Genomic DNA, 17,138 nt, shown 5'->3' on the forward strand with positions numbered 1-17,138 from the left:
GCGGAGGACGGCGCAGCCGTTGCGGCCGCGTCCGCGGCGCGGCAGGGGTCGCCTCTCGGGCAGGCCGCCGGCGTGGCTCTCCGGCGGACCGCGATGCCTGCAAGGCTTCCGCTGATGCCGCCCCTGCCCGCCTGCCAGCCCCACCCGTTCATCCGGCCGGCAGGAAGAGACGGGCATCCTCCGGGAGGAGCTGATCGCTGAGCCATGTGGCGAGATGGGCCGGGCCGAGATGACGCAGATCGTCGTTGAAATCGCCGAGCTGCGGCCGCAACACCAGGGCGAGGATCCCGGCCTCGCCTGCGCGCTGGCTGAGACGCTCGATGCCGTGCCGGCCGGCGGCGTCGGCATCGGCCGCGATGTAGAGGCGGCGGCAGCCGGGCGGAAGCCTCAAGCCGGCAAGGTGATTGGCCGAGGTGGCGGCGGCCACCGGCAGCACCGGCATCACCGCCTTAAGCGACGCCATCGTCTCGAACCCCTCGCCCGCGGCCATGACCGGGACGGGCGCACCGGGCTGGTGGCCTAGCCAGATGCCGTTGCCAAGGAGATCCCCCAGCGAGCGGCGTGGATCCGCGAGTTGCGCCTTGCCGACCTTGCCGCTCGGGTCGAGCCCAGGGGAGAGGTAAGTGCGTTGCAGGCCGGTGATCTGCCCGTCGAGGCTGGTCACAGCGGCAATCAGCGCAGGAAGAGTCTGCGTCTCGCCCGTCACGAGATCCCGGTAGTAGCAGCCGGGATGGAAGCGCAGCGCGCGCTCATGCGTGGAGAGCAGAATGCCGCGACTGGCGAGGTATCGTTCGGCCAGCGTGCCGGCGATTGGCTGCGACATGGCGCACAGACGCCGCGCGGCGTCGGGAGAGCCGCGTTTCGCGGCTGGCTGGCGGCCAGGGAGCTGGGGCGGTGGCAGCGGCATGGAGAGGAAGCGACGCGCTTCATCCGCGATGTCACGGAACTCGACGAGGCCGCAACTTTCGCGGATGACATCGAGCAGATCGCCAAATTCGGAGGTCGCCTCATCGACCCACTTACCCGCAGGGCCCTTGGTACTGGTCTTGAGCCGAACATGCATGGAGCGGCCGGTCGTGTTGCGGGCATCACCGACCATCCAATAATTGCCGGAGCGATGCCCGTTGGAGAGATATTCGCGGCACACGGCCTCGGCGTGTTCGCCAAGGCGGCGTGCCAGCTCGGATGCCGAGCCGGACATGACCGCCTCCCCCTCAAGCCGCTGCTGTACGGTCGGTGACGCCAACCAGCTTATGGCCGTCGATAAGCGTGGCGAGGATGGCGGACCCTAGCGCGGTCGTCGGGATGAACAGCCGCAGCTTCCAGGAGATGATCTCGGAGATCAGTCCCAGCGCCTTCAGCCGAGGGACCATCGCGTCGGTGAAGCCGATCAATTCGACACGATAGTCGTTCATGACCCGACTGCGGCGCAGAATCAGGCCGTCGGCAAGCTGCAACCCGATCCGCCCCTCGATCAAGCCGGTCCATGCCTCGTCCGGAGCGAGGGTCGGAACATGGTCGACCCCGAGATTGCGCAACATGGTCGCGACCAGCGTCGGCGCGATGTGGCGGCCGATGATGCGTTCGCCGGCATCGGTCTGCATACGATAGACTCGACAGTCGTCGTCCGGCAGCCGACGCCAGATCGGCAGCAGCAGACCCGTCATGATGTGGAAAGTGCTGGCGGTGAACTCCGGGACGGCGTCGATTTCTGCCTGCCAAAGCTCGCAGAACAGTTTCCGGTCGGCCGGCTGCCAGTGTGTTTCGGCAAGGGCGTCGAGACCGAAGCGCAGCTCGTCCGTCGGCCGCAGCAAGCGCATGCGGTGCTCTATCGCGCCGTCATCGAGCATCAGGCTCGCGGTCGGCAGCTGTATTGCCGCGCGGCTCGAACGTGTGTTGACCAGCAGAACCGATTGGGGCTCCGCATTGGCAATGGCCAGCGCGTCGACCAGCCCGAGCGGCCGGATGCGGTCCTTGCGCGCGACGGTGAGCACGTGCGACTGCGCGCCGGAGACCGGATGGGTATAGACGGTCCTACGATCAGTGACGACGATGCTCTCCGCCGTGATCGTCTCCAGACCCTTGTCATAATTGCCGGCGGCGATGGCGCCTTCGATCTTTGCTGCCATCAGTTGCTCGAACACCTCGAACAGCAGGTTCTGGGTTTCGATGCGCAACGCCAGCAGGCGATTGAGCCAGGTCGTGATTGGCGGCAGCTCGTCCCGCAATCCGCCGTCGTCACTCGTCAGCGACAGCCCGGTCACCGTCTCGAAGGTCGTGAGCGAGCAGCCCTCGATCTTGCCCTGGTGCAGCAGATGATAGAACTGCCGCAGCGCCGCTCGGGCGTAGGCGCTTTCGAGATTGTCTTCGGCACGGAACAGCCCTGCCCCGCCGGTCTGGCGCTGACCGCGCGTGATCGCGCCCAGCGTGTCGAGCCGGCGTGCGATCGTCGACAGGAAGCGCTTGCCGGCCTTTACATTGGCGGCCATGGGCCGGAACAGCGGCGGTTGCTTCTGATTTGTGCGATGGGTCCGACCGAGACCCTGGATGGCGTTGTCGGCGCGCCAGCCGGCCTCGAGCAGATAGTGCTTGCGCAGCCTCTGGTTCCTGACACCGAGATCAGCGTGGTAGGAGCGGCCAGTGCCGCCGGCGTCGGAGAAGACCAGAACGCGCTTGTCGTCATCCATGAAACTCTGGGTCTCGGCCAGATTGGCCGAGCCGGGGCGGTTTTCCACGGCCAGCCGGTCGATACGGTCGCGGCCGGATTTCTTGACGATGCGGCGCGAGCGGCCGGTCACCTCGGCAACCGTGTCGGTGCCAAAGTGATGGATGATCTGGTCAAGGGCACTGCCGACCGGCGGCAACGACGCAAGCCGCTCGACCATCTCGTCGCGCCGCCGAACTGCCTCGCGGCACTGGACCGGGTTGCCATCTTCGTCGTGCACAGGCCGCGAATACACATTGCCTTCGGCGTCCGAGTATTCCTCGAACAGCTGGATGGGGAAGGAATGCATCAAGTACCCGCCGACATACTCCCGCGGCGTGACGTCGACATGCAGGTCCGACCATTCCTCGGTCGGGATCTCGGCAAGGCGTCGTTCCATCAGCGCCTCGCCGGTCGAAACGATCTGCACGACTGCCGAATGACCTTCGAGCCGATCCTGCTCAATCGCGCCGATCAGAGTCGGCGTCATCATCGAGGTGATCAAATGCGAGAAAAAACGTTGCTTGGTACTTTCAAAGGCCGAGCGCGCCGCCGATTTTGCGTTGCGGTTCAGCGTGCCGGACTCGCTGGTGATGTTGGTCGCCTCGAGTGCGGCGGTCAGGTTGTTGTGAATGACCTGGAAGGCGTCGGCATAGGCGTTGTAGATGCGGATCTGCTCCTCGGTCAGCGCGTGCTCGAGCAGGTCGTATTCGACACCGTCATAGGAAAGCGAACGCGCTGTATAGAGGCCGAGCGACTTGAGATCGCGGGCGAGCACTTCCATCGCCGCGACACCGCCGTCCTCGATCGCGGCGACGAATTCGGCACGGTTGGCGAATGGAAAATCCTCGCTGCCCCAGATGCCGAGACGTTGCGCATAGGCGAGGTTCTCGACGGCGGTCGCACCGGTCGCGGAGACGTAGACAATGCGGGCATCGGGCAGCGCGTGCTGCAGCCGCAGTCCCGCCCTGCCCTGCTGCGAGGGCGCGACGTCGCCACGCTCGCTTTTGCCGCCAGCGGCATTGGCCATGGCGTGCGCCTCGTCAAAGACGATGACGCCATCGAAAGATTTTTTGGCCCCCGACTGGTTTTCTCCAAGCCCTGTCTGGCTTTCTTTAATCCCCGTCGGGCCTTCGGTCCTTCCCGCCCAGTTTTCTCTGTTCCCCGTCGGGCCTTCGGCCCTCCCCGCCTCTTGTCCAACCCAGTCGAGGATCTGGGCGATCCGGGATTTCTTGCCCTCCCGTTCCTGCGAGCGCAGGGTTGCGTAGGTCGTGAACAGGATGCCCTCGGCAAGGCGGATCGGCGTGTCCTGCCGATAGCGCGACAGCGGCTGCACGAGGAGTTTTTCCTGGCCAAGTGCTGCCCAATCGCGCTGGGCGTCTTCCAGCAATTTGTCCGACTTGGAAATCCAGATCGCACGGCGGCGGCCCTGCAGCCAATTGTCGAGGATGATGCCAGCGACCTGCCGTCCCTTGCCGCAGCCGGTTCCGTCACCCAAAAACCATCCACGGCGGAAGCGCACCGCGTTCGCAGCACCTTCTGGCGCGGCCGAGACGACATCGCAGGTCTCGTCAACCGTCCAGGCGCCGGTGAGATGGCCGCAATGGGCTTCGCCGGCATAGATGACGCTTTCGAGCTGGGCGTCCGACAGCAGGCACTTGTCGATGATCGCGTCAGGAAGAAGCGGCCGATAGGAAGGTTTTGGTGGCGCGACGGCGGCCATTGCGGCCGACTGCACGAGCGGCGTCGGATGCGGTTTGGCGCGGGGGACGTGGATCGACTGGAGCGCATAGGGCTCGTAGATCGTGTCGGTGAGTCGGCCGCCCTCCTCTGGCATCCAGTCGCGCAGCTCATAAGCAAGGGGAACGGCAGGCATACTATTTGCCATGACCTGGCCAGCGGGCTTCGCCGGCGCAATCGGACGGACCGATTGAATTGCCTTTGGAGCAGCCTTTGACCCAGCAACGGGTGCCGCTCTCGCCGCGCATCGGGCGGCCATGTGCGCTGCTGCCTTCCTCAGGATCCCGTGCGACAATGCACCGATCGAATCCGGGAATCCACCCAAAGTCCGGGGCGGCAGATCGGAGATCCAGGAGAGCAGGCTTTCGACATCCTTGGCCTTGCCGGGCGACCGGACGCAGCCGGTCGGGTCGGTGGCCGGTACCTTGTCGATTACCGTCAGGCGGGTCTCAGTGGTGGTGCCATGGCGGGCATAGACACGGCCGTCGATCGCTGCGGTGAAGACAATGGTGCCCTGCTGCTGCAGGCGTTCGAAGGCGAGCCGCCATTTCGGGTTCTCGGGAGACAGCCCGGTGATGGCGACCAGGCGCCCGCCCGAACGCAGGCGTGCGAATGCGGAGGAGAGGTGCCGCCATGCCGCATCGGCGACATGGCCGTCGACATAGGCGCCGACGGTGAAGGGCGGATTCATCAAGACGACGGACGGCTTGATCGCAGGATCGAGATGATCGTCGATATGGGCAGCGTCGTGCCGAGAGACGGGCATGCGCGCAAACAGAGGCCGAGGAGATCGGCCCGCGTCGCGGCAAGCTCGTTGAGGGCGATCGAGGCGCGCGCCATCTCGGCATGGACGGCGAGCAGACCGGTGCCGGCCGAGGGTTCGAGAACGAGGTCGCAAGATGCGATCGACGCGGCGTGCGCCGTGACGAAGGCCAGCGGCAAGGGCGTGGAGAGCTGCTGCATGGCCTGGCTCTCGTCGCACCGTCGCGTATGGGTGGGAAGAAGTTCGGCAATGCGCTTGATCATCGCCAGCGTTGCCTGCGGCGTGGTGGACCGGGACAGGATCGCAGGGCCGAACCGGCGCAGAAACAGCACCTGGGCGGTTTCGAGCGCCTCATAGGCGTCTTTCCAGACCCAGAACCCTTGCGCATCGCTGCCGCCAAAACTTGTCGTCATGGTGGTGCGCAGTGCGGCGGCGGTGACAGGCTTGCCCTGCTCGAGGAACGGCACAAGCCGCATTGCCGCCTGATAGATCGCCTGGGCGGTGTCGATGGCGTCTTGTGCCGGCGCGGCGAGGGAAGCGGCCGTACATGCGACGGTTGAGGTGGTCGAAACAATGTTCATGGAGATGTCCTTTGCGAGAGGGAGTGGCGCCCGCGCCGGCACTCTCTCCGCGCCAGCCGGGCCGCACTCCTTCCGGCTCCCCTTTGCCTCTGGCGCGATGCACCAAACGGGTTGCGCTCTGCGCAAAGCCATGACTTGAATGCGCGGACAGGGATGCGGCGGCGACCTGGAGCTGCGGAGGTGATGCGACGGTTCAGAATTGGCATTGAGGTCTACGAGGAGGGAGCGCCTGACCTGCAGGCGGCGCTGGCGAACGCCTATGCCCGCACCGAGCGTCCGCTATGCCTGTGCCGCGAGCCGGGCTGCCCGATGTACATCGCCCGCATCGGCGACCTTCACCTGATCAAGCGCATGCCGCTGAGCGGCGGCGGGCATGATCCATCCTGTGATTCACATGAATCGCCTTACGAGCTGTCCGGCCTGGGCGCCTTGATGGGCAGCGCGATACAGCTCGATCCGCAAAGCGGCTTGGCGGCTTTGAAACTCGATTTCAGCCTGTCGAAGACGGGGAGCCGGGCAGCGTCCGCGCCTGCTGGCCAGAGCTCCGCCAGTGTAACCGGAGACCCCAGGAGGATGTCGCTGCGTGGCCTCCTCCATTATCTGTGGCACGAGGCCGAATTGACGGTCTGGACATCCCGATGGGCCGGCAAGCGACATTGGTGGAATGTCCGCTGGCATCTGCTCGAGGCTGCCGGGCAAATGACGGTGAGGGGCGGGCCGCTCGCGGATATCCTGTTTGTGCCCGAGCCGTTTCGCGCCGAGAACAGGCAAGCGATCGAACATCGTCGCAACGCGGTTCTCGGCATGGCGCTACCGCCGAAATCCGGCCCACGAAAGCTACTGGTTCTGGTCGGCGAGGTGAAGGAAATCATGCCCGCCAGATCGGGTCAGAAACTCGTCATCAGACATTTGCCCGGTTTTCCCTTCATGATCGACGATGCATTGCACCGCCGCTTGCAGGGGCGCTTCGAGAAAGAATTGTCGCTGTGGGAAGCGGATTCCAGCTCACATCTGATAGTGATCGCGACCTTCGGATTGAACCCGGCCGGCCTCGCCATTGTCGAGGAGGTCGCGTTGATGGTGGTATCCGAGAACTGGATTCCTTACGAGACGGTTCCGGAGAAGCGGCTCGTCGACGCGCTCGCCCGCCTTCACGAGAAGAGTGTGAAGGGATTGCGCTACGACCTGCAAAACGACCAGCCGATCGCCAACGCTTTGCTCCAGGACAGGCAGCAGCCGATCGCGCTCTTTGTCGTCCCCGCCGGTGCGGACGAAACATTCGAGGCTTCGTTGCAGGATATGGTCGCGAACCGGCCGGAGATGGGTGCGTGGACCTGGCGGGTCGGTGACGGGGAGATGCCGGCCCTTCCATAGGCTGGGAACGACATCTCAGATTTCCATCAATGCCGTGAATCGATTGGCGGCCATCGATTCAGACAATGCGTTGGACAAGGATCCCCGTTGTCTTGGACCATGACGGTATGATGAGGGGTGACCAGCGATCGTCTTTTTCGGTGACCATGCTGTGGGTTTGCGAAGATCCGCGCGTAAGCACAGTGGGCGCCTGATCGTTGTCAGCGTTGAACTCGGCATGCCATTCGAGCTGTGTCCGAACCCCGCGTTGCATCGGCGAGCGAGACGCTGGAGAGTTGGCTTTCGCATCGGCGTCCGTCCAGGGCGGCACCGCGGTCGATGGTTGCGTTGGGTGGACGATAGGCCTTGGCCAGCGTAGATGTGACCCGGTCCCGCTACGGACCGATTCCCATCCGAAGGTGGTGCAATAAATGAAGCGGCAGAGCCGACCCTTCATCGTCGAGGTGAAGAAGAAGCGTGGCGAATCCGCGCGGCAGCGTTCGATCTGGGGAAATCTCGATCTCGCTGCGATCGACGCGGAAACGGCGCGGAAGCTGACGAAGATCAAGTCGGATGTTAGCTGTTATGGCGAGTCAGCCGGCGGGTCGCGGCGTTCTTCGATAATCGCCCTGGCCTTCTCGACTGCCGCGATCGCCTTCGGCAGCCAGCGCTCGAACTCTACTTTGGAAAGGCCCATCGGCTGGGATGGTTCTGGGTCGCGGAGGTTGGGACGGTCGGGCACGGCTGAGGACGAAGACCTCGTCCGTGTTGGCCTCGAACAGCATCAGGATGCGGTCGCCGATGGCGACACATTCGTTGATCCAGCGACGATCGGAATCGCGGTACCTTGTAGTTCGATCGGGCGGCACATAGACAATCGTGAAGTGTGACAGCGTCTCGCCCGTCGGCGCCGCATAGAAGTGCTCTTCCACCTCGATGACGACCCCGCCGGTGCTGTAGTAGGTGGCGACCGTGTCGCCGGGACGTACGAGATCGGCGACCGTTAGCGCTCCTGGGGGCGTGCGCCCGGTATTGGCGGCGATCTGGGGCACCGAGGCTTGCGGTGTAGGTCGAGTACGCCATAGGTGTCCTTGCCGGCCCCTGGCGGGTGTTTACGGGGGTCCGCATCGTTGTCTCCTCCCCTCCTGGCGCCTCGTGCGCGAGTTGCCGGCAAGCGGCTGTCGATCTCGTCGTCCGACAGGTCTTCGAGCAGTTTCAGGATCGTTCGTGGCCACCGTTGTTGACGAGAACGACGCGTTTGCCACGGTGGTCCGCGGGCCAGGTGTGGGGATTGATCTCGCCGGCGATCCCCCTGAAGTCGGGATGCGTCGCGTTCCAGATCGCCTCGAGCTTTTCCGCGCGGGTCATGCTGTCGCTCGCGCCGGTCTCGTGGGCGATGATTGCGGCGCGCATCTTGTCCGGGGATTGCCGATCCGTGAGGTCGCAAAAGCCATGAAACCAGCGCTCGCGTCCGCGGATGCGGATCGCGAAGAATACGCTGGTCACATTGCCGGTCTTATACTCCGACATTCCGAACATGCCGGTGCGCATGAAGAGCGGCGGCAGCAAATCGAGCATGAAGTGATATTCTGACGCGGCGATCTCGAACCACTCGCCTGAATAGGGAGTGCCGGAAAGCGGATCGATGCCGGGAGTGTCTTTGTGTCGGCTGAACAGTTGGATCATCTGCTCGCGGGTGGCGACGCCGTCGAGCACCTTCCTGAATGGTGGATGTGCGGTCATGGGGTTCTCCTGAACGCGGGTCGGCCACGCGCGGCATCACCGCGCCATGGCAACTGCTTGGTGTGTTGTGGCTGGCGACGGGCCGAGTCTGCGGCCGGCGCGTGCATCGGCGATGATGGGGTTTGCAGGGATTCAGGCGGCGCGTCGCTCGGAGGAACACGAAGCGTCTCGACCAATCCCAGTGATGGCACGGACGGCGGCGGCGAGGGCCGGGATGTCGTCAAGCATGCCGAGCGCAACGAAGTGGTTGGCCCCGCCGACATAATCCTTGCGGCCCTTGCAGGTGCGGATCAGGATGCCGTGACCTGAGGACAAACCGAACTGGCCGACCTGGATGTAGGCGCGGTCGTGGTGCAGGGTAATCTCACCGGAAACCGCTATGCCCGCCTTGTTGGAGCGCAGGTCAAAGCAGCCCGAGGGCAGGTTTAGTTCGGCGGCGAGTTTCTTCAGCCGTGAATGGGCTATCGTGTGGAAGCGTCTCTTGTGCTGCTCGTCATAGGAGCAGCTTCTGTTCCAGTCGAACATGTCGATCTCCATGAAATGGAACAGGCCCGCGATCGCTCGCGCGATCCCGGGCCCGTTCGTCAGGGTGGTTCTATGCGGTGAAGTGATCAGGCGGCCGTGCGGCCCTCGATGATGTCGGCGCCGACCTCATCGGCCGAGACTTCCTCGAGATAGGCCCGACGATACTGGTTGTTAGCGAGCCAGCGTTCGGCAGCCTCGCGATCCTTGGCGAGATAGAGCAGTTCCGGGCTGTCCCCGAGTTCCTGCAGGACGCGGACCATGCCGATCATGGGACGCTCGACGACCTCGAATCGCAGGTCGGTCTCGACGGACCAGGTGCGCCTTACCGAGACGATGATGATGCCGCCCTGCCAGAAATCGCCCTCATGCAGGGTGAAGTAAGCCGGCGAGCTATAGGTCGCGCGCTCGCGCGGCGGTTCCTTCCTGACCAAACGGCCGACGCCGTTGCGGCTCTCCCAAGCGGCGAGCTTTTTGGTGAAGCGAGCCGGCGGTTTCGCGGTGCCGGAGCGGTACCGGATAACGCTCCCCAGAGGAGCGGATTCGTACACGATATGTGCGGACATGCGGGTTTCTCCATGTCGGAAAACGAAAAGGGCCCGGCGGGAGTGCCGGCCCGGTGCGAGCGTGAGGCCGATTATTCGGCGGCCTGGAGGTGGTCCGCCTCGTCGCCGTCGATGGTCACCGGCTCATCGGAGGACGGATCCGCGTCGTCGGCGAGGAAGGCCGGCAGCTCGGCGGCATCGCCGTCGAGAGCCGCCTCGTGCGACATGTCGCCGGCGACCGCGTCGCCAGCATCGGTAGCCGCTTCATCGACCTCAAGGCGCAGCGGCTCGGGCAGCCAGTTCGATCCTTCGAGAAGACGGGCGGCTTCACGGGCCATGATGTCCTTCTTCATGTGGTCGATCAGCTGCGCGGAGTCTGCGCCACGGGCTTCACGGACAGCCTGTAGAATCCGCGCCTTGGTGAGCCGCCCGAGGAACTCGACCGTAGGCGTCCACCCGGCGTCGACCATGTCGAACTGGAGCGAGCGGCCAAGCACGTCTGCATGCTCGAGCGCCTTCGGTCGCCTGTTCCAGGGTTCGACCACCGCATTGAGGGTCAGCGAGACGCAGTGCGCGAACAGCGCCTTGCGGCTTGCTTCGTCGAGGCCGAGAAGGAAGTCCCACAGGCCATCCGCCTCATCGGGCAGATCGCGATCCCACGCTTCGTGGCGCTCGGCGATCTCCTTGGCCCACGGCGTTTCGGCAAGTCCGTCGACCTGGCTGAAGCTGCCGCTCTTCAGACTGATCTCCAGGCACGTGTCCGGCGCGAAGCGATAGAAGACCTGCAGGACGCAGGCATGGAGTGCGGCGGCGAAGGCGATGTCGACGTCGCCGGCGAGCGCATTGCGCAGCGCCAGGGTCCGCTGCGCGGTCAGGTCGAAGAGGAGCCGATCGGGCAGCGGCTTGATGCCGTCGTCGTCGCCGTCGTCACTAGCGCTATCGTTCACCGACTTGCCGTTGACGACAACACCATCGCCATCGTCGTTGCCATTGGATCGGGTTCCGCCGACGGCGCCCCTTTCCTCGCCCTCATCGACCTCGCCGGTTTCGGTCCGCGGCTCGTCCTCGGACCGCACGAAACCGGCGTCGACCTGGAGCTTGCCGTCCGCGGCAAGCGTCACGAAAACACCGGCAATGGCCTTCTGGGCGGGATCGTAGCTTTGAGGACGATCATCGATCGCATCGAGCTCGGCACCCAACTGGTCGAGCTTCGCCTCGATTGCTTCATCGGCATCCTCGGCCCGGGCATAGTCCGCATCCAGCTTGTCGTATTCGGCCTTCAGCGCGTCATAGCGTTCGATCTCCTCGGCGCTGAGCTCCTGCGGCTCGGCATAGATGCGCCGCATACCGGAGGTATGGCCGTAGGGAAAGCTGATCGCCGCCTCGACCCATTTCCAGCCTTCGGCGCGGATCGCCTCGGCATCCATCTTCAGCCTGTCGAAAACGAGCTGCTCGAGGAGCGCCGCATCCTGGTACCAGCCGCCGGAGTCCTGTTCGAACAGGTCGCGCAGGATGACACCGCCAGCCGCCTCATAGGCCCCGGTGCCGACATAGACGGCACGGCGATCGTCGGCCCGGACCGTCGTCTCCGTCAGCAGGCGCCTGATGTAGTAGGGCTCCTGCGTGTGCGAGCCGGATATCCGTTCCCAGACCTGCTCCTGGCGCGCGTGATCGTCCGAGATCGAAAACGCCATGATCTGTTCGAGCCGGATTTCGTCCTTCTCGTAAAGATCGAGCAGCCTCAGTGACACCGATGCCAGCCGTAGGCGCTGCCTCACCGTCGCCGGCGATACGAAGAAGCGGGCGCCAATCTCCTCCGGATCGAGGCCCTGATCGCTGAGGGCCTTGAAGGCCCGGAACTGGTCGAGAGGGTGCAGGTCGGCGCGCCGCAGGTTTTCAGCAAGCGAGTCCTCTTCGGCCGAGGTCTCCTGCCTGCGGTTGACGATGCAGGGGATCGGCTCGTTCTTGGCCAGGCGCTTTTGCTTGATGAGGATGCCGAGCGCCAGATAGCGACGACCGCCGGCCGGCACCTCAAACGTGCCGGTCTCCTCGCCCTCGCCGTCGAGCATCGGACGGACGTTCAGGCTCTGGATCAGCTTTCGCCGTCCGATGTCTTCGGCCAACTGCTCGATTGACACGCCGTCCTTGATGCGCCGAACATTTTTCTGCGACAGCATTAGCTTGTCATAGGGAATGTTCTCCGCGGCGTTCATCGCGATCTTCTGAATGGCGTTCTTTGCCATGGTCAGGTTCTCCATGACGGACGGTCCGGGGCCTCTCTCCGAACCTCCAAGCCCGTCAGGAAACCTCCCCTCCCCCCTCTGCCTCCCGTCGGGCGTCTGGCACGGACGCCGCCGGCTACCGCAAAGCTTCGCTGGACTGCGGAAGGCAGAATGACTATATATCTTCCACGAATGTGGAAGGATTATTGTCATGCCGGGGTTTAGCAGCGAAGTGCTCACCGCCAATGAGGCGGCGGCGGTAACGCAGGTGCCGCTCAAGCAGGTGCATCGCATCATCGATGCAGGATTGCTGCGCGGCCGTGTCGAGACGCGCCGCGGCAGCCGCGTCATCGTCGGAGCGGGTCTCGTCGGCCTACGCCTCGCCTGGCTGACGGCGGAGACGCTGACGCCGGCCGCGCGGCGGCGGATCGTCGAGCACGCCATTGCCGATGATGCTACGCCCGTGGTCGCGGACGATCCCCTTAAGGTCGACCTGAAGCCGATCACCGCCGGGGTAAGGGCCGGCCTCAGCCGGCTGAGGAAAGCAAAGGCCATGGTGGCGCGCGATCCAGCGGTACTTAGCGGTCAGCCGGCCTTTGTGGGAACACGCGTGCTTGTTCATGACGTTGCCGACATGCTCGCCAACGGCGACACGGCCGACGCGATCCGTGCCGCCTATCCGCAACTGACTCTCGACCAGATCGGGCTCGCGGCCGACTATGCGCTCGCCTACCCGCGGCGTGGCCGTCCGCCGGTCAAGCCGGCGTGGCGCAGCACGGCGGCGAAATCGAAACGCACAATCCGTCTCGACGATCTGCCGGCCGTTTCGTGAAATTCCTGATCGACGAATGCCTGAGCCCAGAGCTTGCGAAACTGGCGCGCGAACGGGGTTTCCCCGAGTCGAGCCATGTGCGCTGGCTGGGCCTCGCCGGCGCCAAGGACCATATGGTGACCCGGCGCGCGGTCGATGACGGCTATGTGCTCGTCACGCACAACACGACCGACTTTCGCGGCCTCTATCGCCGCGAGGAGCTGCATGTCGGGCTCGTCGCCTTCAACACCGCCCCTGGCCTGATGAGCCTCGATCTCCAGCGCAGGCTCTTCCTTCTCGCCCTTTCCGAGCTTGGTGGAGGGGAGGCATGGAACGAAGTGCTGGAGATTACGGTGGATGTCGAGCGTACCGTCACCATCGAACGGTTCAACCTGCCCGACTGACGGACCTCCGCGTTCGTTTCCTGCAATCGGGCTGCGAGAAGCCGCCGCTCGCACAACGAAAAAGCCCGCCGCGGGAGGAGGTGCGGCGGGCTTGATTTGGACGACAGCATTCGGGAGGAATAAATGCCGTCCCTGATCGCCGAGGTCGGGAGGAGGTGACCCGGACGAAACTTGATACCGACAACCTACTCCCTTCCACGCTCCCGAGAAGCATTAATTGTGCATAGCAGCATTGCGATTTTGTGCAGCGCACACCTAGACCTGATAGATGTGTTTGCCAGACCTGCAGCGCAGGCCGTGTGCTGCGCGCCGCAGTGATGCACATGTTCGAAACTGGCGGCATCAGCAGCCAGCCCGGTGACGTTATCTACTCCCGCCGCGCGCAGCATTGCAGTATCATGCTGCCAGATCGAGAAGCTTCTTGGCCCTGCCCTCCATCTCCAGGCGAACATCCTGATGCGGCTTGTCGCGCGCCACCCGTGTAATGCCCTGCACGAAGTCGAAAATCGAGGCGGGCGGGTGCCCTTCCTCCGAAAGCACGGCATCGATGATCTTCGTCGTATCCGCCTTGGAGAAGCCGCGCTTGCGCAGGAAGCTCTGGCGATCTTCGTCGTCCCGAGCGACGACACGCTCCCGCGAAGCCTTGATGCCATTGACGAACGGCATGGGCGAGGAATCGGCAAACTGGATCAACGCCGGCTCGGCTTCCAAGGCAAAACGCGAGGCGGCATATTTGGAATGCCGGATAATGATTTCCTGGAAATCCTGCACGCCCCAGAGGCAACGATTCTGGCACACTGCACGTAGATAGAAGCTGGCGATTCCAAGCGTGCGGGCGCCGACCTCCGAGTTCCAGCAATAAAACCCCCTGAAAAAGACGTCGGGCGAGCCATCGGGCAGCTTGCCGGCTTCGATCGGATTCAGGTCGTCGACGAGGAAGACAAAGACATCACGGTCGGACGCATAGAGCGTCGTCGTGGCATTGGAAATGTCGACATTCGGATTGTAGATTCCCGTTGACCAGTCGAGCACGCCAGGAATCTTCCAGCGGGTGTCGCCGGTACCGTTGCCGGCGATTTTTTGGACGGCCGCGATCAGCTCTTCATCGAAAATCCTGCCATAGTCCGGACCTGTAACCGCTCGCAGCTCGAGGCGTCCGTTCTCGATTTCCAGCATCTTCACCTGCTCGGCGCGGCGGTTGAGGAGACCGTGCTGAAGGTTGATCGCCGCGAGCGGGGCCGGAAGCTGGCGCAGATAGGTGGCCGGTGCACCTACCAGGCTGGCGAGTTGGCCAAAACTCCAATGCGTGGGGGCAACTGGGGCAGGCGCATCGGGCAGCATTAACCTCAGGCGCTCCGGATCGTCGCGGCTGGCCTCGACGCGGATCAGCTCACTCTCGACGATGCGGGTCTTGCTGCGCTCCGACCGGGCCTTCACCGAATTCCGAAGGTCGGTGAGCGACAGGTATCGCTCGTCCGCCGGCCGGTTGAACCATTCTGACGACACGCGGCCGATGCGCTGACCGCGGCTGACGTCGACCTTGTAACCGGCACGCTCGTTGCGGGTGGGCGTGTGAATTTCCATCTGTGTCATGGTTGGAGCTCCTCGGCGGGCGCCGGGAGACTCTCTCCCGGACCTTCACCCGCCACCGCAGCCCACCCACGCTCTTCCTCTGTCGGCATCCGCGCGCCACCAGAAGCGTCGGCATTGCGGAAGCGGCCGCGTTAGGGGCCGACACCAAGCACCGCCAGATCCGGCGCCTCGTCAACGTCCGCGAAGGCGGCGAAGCATGGCCTCCCCAGGATTTCGGTCTGACGCGGATCGATGAACTGGATGCGCCCCGAATATCCGGCGCTGACGACGGACTGGGCCAGCCGCAAGCCGAATGAGCCTTCCCTGCCGGACATCCCGGCAACCACCATGGAGCGGGCGTCCAGCATCGGTGCCAGACGGTGCTGTCCAAGTAGACCCGCGCGCGTTGTGGTTACCGCGTCCATGGCTACTTCCCCTTGAACTCGGAATTGCGCTTTTCCGAAAAGGCGACGGGACCTTCGTTGAAGTCATCGGAGCGGAGCATGCGCTCGTAGTGCTGTAAGCCGCTTTTGCCCACCCATGCCTTGTGGCTTGCCTCATGCGCCGCCTCGACCGAGAGGTGTGCGGTGGCCCGAATGAATTGAAGGTCCGGTCATGATCGTTACCATGGACCGTCCACGACGGATGCCATCGATACGGCCGTCAGCACGATGGTGACACGGATGTCCTGAGGCACGGCACTCCCTTTCTCCCGCAGCCGGAGGCTGGCGCTTCATTAAACGAGCTCATTCTGGCGGCTTGACCGCCGCACCAGGTTTTGTTGTGATTACCCCACTGTAAGGGCAACCCAAAGGAAGCATGCCAGGGTTGATGACAAGACGTGGTTCGACTGGAAGCAATGGTTCCAGCACTTCGGGGTAAACGTGTCGGAAGGGGCTGCCGGGTCCTGTGTTCGACAACCACCTCATGATGAGGCAGGCTGCCTTGGCTGGCAGCGGAATAGCGTTGGGTTGGATTGGCACGGCGAGCGAACAGGTACGCCGCGGCCAACCGGTTGAGCTCCTGCCTGGGGAAGATCAACGCCCCGGTAACGTCTATCTTGTTTCGCTCAAAGAAACGCCGTGGAACAAAGCTGCCGCGCTTTTTGCAAACTGGCTCATGTCCATGCCTGGTCCGGCTTTCGATCCAGTTAGACATTCCACGACACGGAACAATGCGACCGTAGGACTTGAGAAGTTCTAGTTATCGCCCAACGGCAAACGCTGAAAAGTCGAAGGTATTCACATAATCGCGGAATGCGGCCTGCGCCTTGGACTGGTTCTTCAGGTTGGGAAAGATCAGCATCATTTCATAGGGTGGAATTTCCCAGCCCGGGAGCAACTCCACAAGGCGGCCGACCGCCACGGACGGCTGGCACACGTAAGCGGGAAGGAGTGCGACCCCGCCGCCCGCGATGCAGGATTGCAGCAGGAACCCCATAGAATCCGAGGTCGCAGCCGGCGGAGGCCGCAGGACGATCGGTGTGTCGTCTGACGAGAACACCCATTCGGGCTGCGCATCATGCACCAGGCAGCGGCGATCTAGAAGATCGGTCGGTTCCTGAAGAGGACTGCCAGCCGCCAGATAGGCTGGAGCGGCGACGAGAACCCGTTTAATCGAGGAGACACGCCGCACGATCAGGTCCTGACCTGTGGTCGTGCCAACGCGAGAAGCGAAATCAACCCGCTCGCGGATGACGTCGAGATGCCGGTTTGTGGCGATCAGTTCGACGGCGATGCGGGGAAACTGCGTGGTAAATCCGTGCAGGAAGGTCGGCATGAAATAGGTGGCAGTTACCTCTGGGCAGGTGATCTTCAGCGTCCCGACAGGCTGTTCCTTCAGGTTGGTCATCGCCATGTCCGCGGCCGAGACCTCAGCGCGAACGCGGCGGCAGTATTCGAGATAGACCTGGCCGCTGCCGGTGAGGCTTACGTGCCGGGTGGAGCGATTGAGAAGCCGCAGCCCCAGACGTGCTTCAAGCTGGGCGATGCGCTGGCTGACGGTAGATTTGGGCATCCCGATCCGCCCCCCGGCGCGAGTAAAGCTGCCCGTTTCGGCGACTTCGGCCAGAAGGATCATGTCGTCCACGCTGTACAAAGCGACGCATCCTGTCTCGTGTCGTTGCTCATTGTACAATAACACGGACAAAATTTCCGTATGATCGGAATTGTTGGAACG

The 17,138-nt window shown here is 63.7% G+C and carries 14 protein-coding genes; 3 read left to right on the forward strand and 11 right to left on the reverse strand.

The window, feature by feature from the left end:
• Nucleotides 1-148 precede the first annotated feature (148 nt).
• From NKJ55_RS22365 to NKJ55_RS22375, 3 genes are read right to left on the reverse strand one after another with little or no spacing between them, the layout of a single operon-like run.
• Entirely contained in the window at nt 149-1,201 is a 1,053-nt protein-coding gene (locus tag NKJ55_RS22365) for a DUF7146 domain-containing protein (protein WP_352451756.1), read from the reverse strand.
• Nucleotides 1,202-1,214: 13 nt separating this feature from the next.
• Complete coding sequence (locus NKJ55_RS22370) at nt 1,215-5,210, reverse strand: strawberry notch-like NTP hydrolase domain-containing protein (protein WP_352451757.1); 3,996 nt, start codon at nt 5,208-5,210, stop codon at nt 1,215-1,217.
• The gene (locus NKJ55_RS22375) at nt 5,135-5,788 is read right to left on the reverse strand and encodes a hypothetical protein (protein ID WP_352451758.1); all 654 of its coding nucleotides are present in this window, start codon (nt 5,786-5,788) and stop codon (nt 5,135-5,137) included. The genes NKJ55_RS22370 and NKJ55_RS22375 overlap by 76 nt, the downstream gene beginning before the upstream one ends.
• A gap of 183 nt (nt 5,789-5,971) precedes the next feature.
• Between NKJ55_RS22375 and NKJ55_RS22380 the strand changes: the two genes are divergently transcribed.
• Nucleotides 5,972-7,162, forward strand: a complete 1,191-nt coding sequence (locus NKJ55_RS22380) for a DUF1173 domain-containing protein (protein ID WP_352451759.1) — start codon at nt 5,972-5,974, stop codon at nt 7,160-7,162.
• A gap of 572 nt (nt 7,163-7,734) precedes the next feature.
• Here NKJ55_RS22380 and NKJ55_RS22385 read toward each other — a convergent pair.
• From NKJ55_RS22385 to NKJ55_RS22405, 5 genes are all read right to left on the reverse strand, one after another.
• Nucleotides 7,735-8,193, reverse strand: a complete 459-nt coding sequence (locus NKJ55_RS22385; RefSeq protein ID WP_352451760.1) for a hypothetical protein — start codon at nt 8,191-8,193, stop codon at nt 7,735-7,737.
• A gap of 163 nt (nt 8,194-8,356) precedes the next feature.
• Nucleotides 8,357-8,857, reverse strand: a complete 501-nt coding sequence (locus NKJ55_RS22390) for a DUF1419 domain-containing protein (RefSeq protein WP_352451761.1) — start codon at nt 8,855-8,857, stop codon at nt 8,357-8,359.
• 159 nt (nt 8,858-9,016) lie between these two features.
• Nucleotides 9,017-9,409 (reverse strand): hypothetical protein, encoded by a 393-nt coding sequence (locus NKJ55_RS22395; protein ID WP_352451762.1) that lies wholly within the window; start codon nt 9,407-9,409, stop codon nt 9,017-9,019.
• Nucleotides 9,410-9,495: 86 nt separating this feature from the next.
• The gene (locus NKJ55_RS22400) at nt 9,496-9,972 is read right to left on the reverse strand and encodes a UCP036055 family protein (RefSeq protein ID WP_352451763.1); all 477 of its coding nucleotides are present in this window, start codon (nt 9,970-9,972) and stop codon (nt 9,496-9,498) included.
• A 71-nt stretch (nt 9,973-10,043) separates the two neighbouring features.
• Nucleotides 10,044-12,194 carry a ParB/RepB/Spo0J family partition protein gene (locus NKJ55_RS22405; protein WP_352451764.1) on the reverse strand — a complete coding sequence of 717 codons (2,151 nt, stop codon included), beginning with the start codon at nt 12,192-12,194 and terminating at the stop codon, nt 10,044-10,046.
• 190 nt (nt 12,195-12,384) lie between these two features.
• On the opposite strand from NKJ55_RS22405, the gene NKJ55_RS22410 reads away from it, so the two are divergent.
• Both NKJ55_RS22410 and NKJ55_RS22415 read left to right on the forward strand, forming a co-directional pair.
• Nucleotides 12,385-13,005, forward strand: a complete 621-nt coding sequence (locus NKJ55_RS22410; protein ID WP_352451765.1) for a DUF433 domain-containing protein — start codon at nt 12,385-12,387, stop codon at nt 13,003-13,005.
• A complete protein-coding gene (locus tag NKJ55_RS22415) occupies nt 13,002-13,388 on the forward strand; it encodes a DUF5615 family PIN-like protein (RefSeq protein ID WP_352451766.1) in 387 nt (128 codons plus the stop codon). Before NKJ55_RS22410 ends, NKJ55_RS22415 begins: the two co-directional genes overlap by 4 nt.
• A 396-nt stretch (nt 13,389-13,784) precedes the next feature.
• On the opposite strand, the gene NKJ55_RS22420 is transcribed toward NKJ55_RS22415, so the two are convergent.
• The 3 genes from NKJ55_RS22420 to NKJ55_RS22430 form a co-directional block, all read right to left on the reverse strand.
• Entirely contained in the window at nt 13,785-14,981 is a 1,197-nt protein-coding gene (locus tag NKJ55_RS22420; protein WP_352451767.1) for a DUF932 domain-containing protein, read from the reverse strand.
• Between the two features lie 131 nt (nt 14,982-15,112).
• Nucleotides 15,113-15,385: a CoA-binding protein gene (locus NKJ55_RS22425; protein WP_352451768.1), complete on the reverse strand. Its 273-nt coding sequence runs from the start codon at nt 15,383-15,385 to the stop codon at nt 15,113-15,115.
• Between the two features lie 778 nt (nt 15,386-16,163).
• Entirely contained in the window at nt 16,164-17,048 is an 885-nt protein-coding gene (locus tag NKJ55_RS22430; protein ID WP_352451825.1) for a LysR family transcriptional regulator, read from the reverse strand.
• Nucleotides 17,049-17,138: the final 90 nt, after the last annotated feature.

It is taken from the genome of Mesorhizobium sp. M0106 (genome assembly GCF_040322715.1).
Taxonomy (GTDB): Bacteria; Pseudomonadota; Alphaproteobacteria; order Rhizobiales; family Rhizobiaceae; genus Mesorhizobium.

Bases quoted from the DNA above. Each gene is read 5' to 3' on its own strand.
- NKJ55_RS22365 (WP_352451756.1), bottom strand. From the start codon at position 1,201: ATGTCCGGCTCGGCATCCGAGCTGGCACGCCGCCTTGGCGAACACGCC.
- NKJ55_RS22370 (WP_352451757.1), bottom strand. From the start codon at position 5,210: ATGCCCGTCTCTCGGCACGACGCTGCCCATATCGACGATCATCTCGAT.
- NKJ55_RS22375 (WP_352451758.1), bottom strand. From the start codon at position 5,788: ATGAACATTGTTTCGACCACCTCAACCGTCGCATGTACGGCCGCTTCC.
- NKJ55_RS22380 (WP_352451759.1), top strand. From the start codon at position 5,972: ATGCGACGGTTCAGAATTGGCATTGAGGTCTACGAGGAGGGAGCGCCT.
- NKJ55_RS22395 (WP_352451762.1), bottom strand. From the start codon at position 9,409: ATGTTCGACTGGAACAGAAGCTGCTCCTATGACGAGCAGCACAAGAGA.
- NKJ55_RS22400 (WP_352451763.1), bottom strand. From the start codon at position 9,972: ATGTCCGCACATATCGTGTACGAATCCGCTCCTCTGGGGAGCGTTATC.
- NKJ55_RS22405 (WP_352451764.1), bottom strand. From the start codon at position 12,194: ATGGCAAAGAACGCCATTCAGAAGATCGCGATGAACGCCGCGGAGAAC.
- NKJ55_RS22410 (WP_352451765.1), top strand. From the start codon at position 12,385: ATGCCGGGGTTTAGCAGCGAAGTGCTCACCGCCAATGAGGCGGCGGCG.
- NKJ55_RS22420 (WP_352451767.1), bottom strand. From the start codon at position 14,981: ATGACACAGATGGAAATTCACACGCCCACCCGCAACGAGCGTGCCGGT.
- NKJ55_RS22425 (WP_352451768.1), bottom strand. From the start codon at position 15,385: ATGGACGCGGTAACCACAACGCGCGCGGGTCTACTTGGACAGCACCGT.